This window comes from Clostridia bacterium, from assembly GCA_017438525.1.
In the GTDB taxonomy this organism is placed as follows: Bacteria; Bacillota; Clostridia; order Oscillospirales; family RGIG8002; genus RGIG8002.
Genome location: JAFRVI010000062.1, coordinates 1 through 4,541 on the forward strand (window position 1 = coordinate 1; position 4,541 = coordinate 4,541).

Sequence of the window (4,541 nt, forward strand, 5' to 3'; positions counted from 1 at the left end):
AGGCGAAACGCTCACTTCGTTCGCAGTGATATTGCTCCGCTGCGCTGCGCAGTGATATTTGCCTGACGGCAAGTGATATTGCGCGCCTGCGGCGCGCAGTGGTATTGCTCGCTTCGCTCGCAGTTGAGATAAAACGGCTGCGCCGTTTTATCTCCCCGTAACGCCGATAACCGTAACGCCCGGCTTCAGCTTGTCCGCCGTCAGCCCGATCACGCGGGCGAGGTCGCCCCAGCCGACCCACAGGCCGTTGCCGCCGGAGGCGGAGGAATAGTAATAGCCGTTCGCCGGAATGTTGACGGAAAGCACCTCCGGCCCGTCGTAGCTCGCCGCGCTCACGTAGATCGGCTCTGTATTCTCGGGATATATCGCGCCGTATATGGTTTCGCCGAATTTATTCACCGACCGGTAACCGGCGAGGATCTGGTCCTCGCCCGCCGTTATCTCCGAAAGATCGTGGCCGCCGGAGCCGGACTTCCACGGAATGAATGAAAACGCGCTCATACGATCACCCCTATCTTCAGCGGGATATCCACCTCCGGCAGCGTGCCGTAGGCCCTGGCGTAAAGCGCGCCCGCCAAACTGTCGAAGCGCAGGCAGGCGGCGCAGGCGGCCTCGAATTGCGCGTCGGTCGCGGAAGACGCGACGGCGACGAGCACAGCCGAATCCGCGTTTATCATCGGGTGGCTGATCGACTGCGTATACGGCGTTTCATAATCGTCCCAGCCGTTAGCCGATAGCGTCACGGAATAATCTTTCACCCTGCTCGAGCCGGCGTAGTCGAGGACGGCGTCGAGCGCGGCCTTCACGCCGACGGAAACGCCGCTTTTCGTGTAGGTGACGTCCGCGGCGTCGACCGCGTGCGTGTGGGCGAAGTCGGTTATCTCGGACTTCGTGTGCGTGTGCGCGAAGTCGGTGACGTCGGACTTCGTATGCGTATGCGACGCGGCGGCCTTGCCGGAAAGCGCGGAGGCGAGCCCCGTTATATCGCTCTGCGCGTGCGCGTGCGCGAAGTCGGTAACGTCGGACTTCGTATGCGTATGCGACGCGGCGGCCCTGCCTTCGATCGCGGAGGCGAGCTGTTCGGCGACGGTGGCGTCCACCGCCTGCGCGGGAGAGTTCGCCTCGAGGTCGTTCGGCTCGACGCGGAAGGTCAGCAGCACGCTGCGCACACGGCGGACGACCTCCTGCCCTGAAACCACGACGCCCTCGACGGTCAGCGACGCCTTGCCCGCCTCCGAAAGCGGAAGCGCGGGAACGGCGGCGGCATAAACGCCGGCGGCGTCCGGCTCGGTCAGCAGCGTGTAGCCGGTGGAGCTTCCGCCGGCGGAGCGCCAGAGCAGGCGCTTGGCGAGGCCGTCCCAGCCGGCGTCAAAGGCGAGAGCGACGGTGACGGCGGCGACTTCGCCCTGCGTCCCGAGCTCGCGTGAAGACGCGCGTGCGCGGTTGCCCGCGACTTCGATGTGTATTATCCTCTGCATTGTTTACTCCTCATCGGGCGGCAGCGCGGTGAGCGCGACTGTTACCCCGTATTTGTTTTTGTAATAAAGCCGACCGTCCGAGCCCTCAAAGAGAGTGGCTATCTGCACCTGCTCCGGCATATAAACGCCGATGAGGCGCACGTACGGGAGCACGCCGGAGGCGGCGTTCGCGGAGGCGAGCAGGACGGGGCCCTGCGCGGTGCCGATATAGAGCGTCTTCGCGCCCGTGCGGTAGCCGAGCTCGAATTCGGCGAGGTCGGCGGACGTCGGCGCGCCGACGCCGCGGCGGATGGCAAACCTGTCCATCGGCTCACCCGTTGCTTTCGGCGGCTATGTACGCCGCGGCCGCAACGTCCTGGCGGCGGCTCTGCTCCAGCGCGAGCGCGAACTTGCGCTTGATGCGGACGGGTTCGCCGCGCTTGATGAGGCAGTTCTCGCCGCCGACGGCGACGAAAACGTCGTCTTTGTATCTGTCGCCGTCGCGGAAAAGCTCGACGTCGACGTATTCGTCAAGCCGCGCGTTCTCCGCGGCGACGGGATCGGTAGCTGTTTTGGTCATGGGTGTTCCTCCCTGATTATGTTTGCGATAATTACAAAGCGTCAGTAGCGCGATGGCTAAATTCGCCCTTCGGGCGAGCTAAATCGTCGGCTGCCGCCGCCGGCTAAATTATCGCTTCGCGATAGCTAAATTGACGCTTCGCGTCAGCGAAGGAACAAATCGGCTGCGCCGATTTGAATAATTCAAATTGCCTATGGCAATTTGCTCCTTTGCTCGCGGCTTGCCGCGAATTTAGCTTGCCGAAGGCAAATTTAGCTGATGCGGAGCATCAATTTAGCTCGCCGCAGGCGAATTTAGCTCAACTCGCCCGATGGGCGAATTTAGCCGCTCGCGAAGCGTGCCTTATCCGTTAAACGTGGACGTGGTCTCTACACGTACCATATACTCTTCCACGAGGCGCTTGGCGGCCTTGGTGGCCTTCCAGCCGACGGTGGCGCGCTGGTCGAGCGGGTCGCCCGAGCCGGCGGAGCCGAGCTGCTTGGTGATGTGGCGCAGTCCGCCGCCCTCTATCTCGGTGACGCCGTAGGCGTTGTCGCCGAGGATGAGGGTGGAGTAGACGGCGCGTCCCTTCGCGCCCGCCTCGCCGGGATAGATGACGGCGCCCGCGGCGGCGGAGCTGATGTTCTCCTTCAGCGTCAGCGTCGCGCTGCCGGCGCTGCCGGAGGTCGCGGATGCGATCTCGCAGAGCGTGGAGCCGATGATGATCTTCCTGCCGGCGAGCTTGGGCGCGTTGGCGGAGCTGATCGCTTCGGTGACGGCGACGGTCTTGGTCGCGGCGCTGATCTGCGTCTTGACGGTCAGGGTGCGTGCGGTCGGGAGCAGGTCGGCGGCGGTGAAGATCTTCGCCTCGCTCGTTTCCACGAAGCGGACGCCGGCGATCTTGCCGATCTCGCCCTCGAAGATATTCTTCGAGCCGGCGTATTCGGAGGGGTTGACCCAGTCGGGATCGCTCATCAGATCGTAGGCGACGTCGGGGTGGACGATCGCGACGTAGGCGCCGTCGATCTTCTCGGCGTTCATCGCCTTGAGCTTGCGGGCGGCGCGCTTGACCATGTCGACGGTCAGGTAGTGATTGCCGCTCGATTCGCCGCCGACGAGCAGGTGTCTGCCGTTTACGGAGTCGTCCGCGTACTGCACGTTCGTGCCGCCGTTGACGACCTCGCGGACGACGGCGTCCAGCGTCGCGCCCGCCTGGGCTCCGAGCAGCTTGGTCGCCTGGACGATGTTGTTATCGACGGCGGTCAGCAGGAGCATATCGGACATCTCGACGTAGTCGCCGTACTGCGCGATATCGGCGGTGGTGCCGGTGACGGTCAGCTTTCTGCCGGAGGGGGTGACGCCCTCGGTCAGAGGAGTCGTCGCGGCGGGCAGGGGCGAATAGCGCCTGAACTGCACGGTCTTGCCGCCGTTTTTCGCGACAGGCTGCTTCTGTCCGAACTGGTCGTGAACGAGCTTCGGAGCCGCGTTGTCGATCAGGTAGTCGGAGTAGAAGGTCTTCATCTCCGCCGACAGATCGCTGTCGGTGGTGACGTTGGTGTCGGCGTCGAAACGCCTGAGGTTGAGGGTGTAAGTGTCGTACTTCATGTGTTTTCCTTTCTTTGTTATCTGCCGCGAAGCGGCAATACCACTATGCGAAGCATAATACCACTGACGCGAAGCGTCAATATCACCGCCGCCGCAGGCGGCGCTTCTCCCGAGGCGGAGCCGAGGGACCTGCCGCCGCAGGCGGCGCGGCTCCCTCAGACGAGGGAGCTGTCAGCGCCGTTGAAAACGGCGGTGACTGAGGGAGGGAAAGCTGCGTTTCAACCGCAAACCTCGCGACAGAGGAACGGCTTTTCCCTCCCTCCGTCACTCACGGGCTTTGCCCGTTCGCGCCACCTCCCTCGTCTGAGGGAGGTCCGCTCACTTCGTTCGCAGTGATATTGCTCCGCTGCGCTGCGCAGTGATATTTGCCTGACGGCAAGTGATATTGCGCGCCTGCGGCGCGCAGTGGTATTGCTCGCTTCGCTCGCAGTTTGCTTTGACCTGCGGTCAAAGCAACCCGCGCATAGCGCGTTCCGCTATCCTCGCGCGCTGTTCGCGCGAAAGTCCCGCCATGCCGCCGGTGAGGACGGCGCCCCCCGGGCGCGCCCCGTTCTCATCCGGGCGCAATCCGCGCAGCCGGACGCCGTCCAGCGCACGCGCTTCCGCTTCCGCGGCCGCGGAAACGCGTATCGCCTCTCTCACCTGCGGCATATGCGTCGCCTCATAGGCGGTGCGGAGGTCGACTCCGGCGCGAAGCAGACGGCCGAACGCCGGCTCCTTCGCGGCGGCGGCGAGGTCGAAGGCGGGGTAATCCTTCGCCAGCTCCCCCGCTTCCGCCGTCCATTCGGCGTAAAGCGCCTCCGCCTCGTCCGCGAGCCGCGCGGACCGCGCCGCGAAGGTCACGGCAAGCCCGCGTCCCCCGTCTGCGCCGTCCCCGTCCGCGCAACCTCTGTCATCCCGAGGAGGCGCAGCCGACGAGG

Annotated in this window: 5 protein-coding genes and 2 pseudogenes; all 7 read right to left on the reverse strand. The window is 64.6% G+C overall.

Annotated features, from left to right (window positions below):
- Positions 1–147 precede the first annotated feature (147 nt).
- Positions 148–501 (reverse strand): hypothetical protein, encoded by a 354-nt coding sequence (locus IJL83_06095; GenBank protein ID MBQ6553168.1) that lies wholly within the window; start codon positions 499–501, stop codon positions 148–150.
- A complete protein-coding gene (locus IJL83_06100; GenBank protein MBQ6553169.1) occupies positions 498–1,478 on the reverse strand; it encodes a hypothetical protein in 981 nt (326 codons plus the stop codon). Before IJL83_06100 ends, IJL83_06095 begins: the two co-directional genes overlap by 4 nt.
- 3 nt (positions 1,479–1,481) lie before the next feature.
- The gene (locus IJL83_06105; protein ID MBQ6553170.1) at positions 1,482–1,784 is read right to left on the reverse strand and encodes a hypothetical protein; all 303 of its coding nucleotides are present in this window, start codon (positions 1,782–1,784) and stop codon (positions 1,482–1,484) included.
- Between the two features lie 4 nt (positions 1,785–1,788).
- Positions 1,789–2,037 carry a hypothetical protein gene (locus tag IJL83_06110; protein MBQ6553171.1) on the reverse strand — a complete coding sequence of 83 codons (249 nt, stop codon included), beginning with the start codon at positions 2,035–2,037 and terminating at the stop codon, positions 1,789–1,791.
- Positions 2,038–2,379: 342 nt separating this feature from the next.
- Positions 2,380–2,595: pseudogene (locus IJL83_06115) on the reverse strand (N4-gp56 family major capsid protein).
- A 267-nt stretch (positions 2,596–2,862) separates the two neighbouring features.
- Positions 2,863–3,621, reverse strand: a pseudogene (locus IJL83_06120) (N4-gp56 family major capsid protein).
- 447 nt (positions 3,622–4,068) lie between these two features.
- On the reverse strand, positions 4,069–4,541 hold a 473-nt coding region (locus tag IJL83_06125), incomplete at its 5' end, for a hypothetical protein (GenBank protein ID MBQ6553172.1).

Excerpts from the sequence above, each read along its gene's own strand:
- IJL83_06095 (MBQ6553168.1), bottom strand. The coding sequence starts at position 501 with ATGAGCGCGTTTTCATTCATTCCGTGGAAGTCCGGCTCCGGCGGCCAC.
- IJL83_06100 (MBQ6553169.1), bottom strand. The coding sequence starts at position 1,478 with ATGCAGAGGATAATACACATCGAAGTCGCGGGCAACCGCGCACGCGCG.
- IJL83_06105 (MBQ6553170.1), bottom strand. The coding sequence starts at position 1,784 with ATGGACAGGTTTGCCATCCGCCGCGGCGTCGGCGCGCCGACGTCCGCC.
- IJL83_06110 (MBQ6553171.1), bottom strand. The coding sequence starts at position 2,037 with ATGACCAAAACAGCTACCGATCCCGTCGCCGCGGAGAACGCGCGGCTT.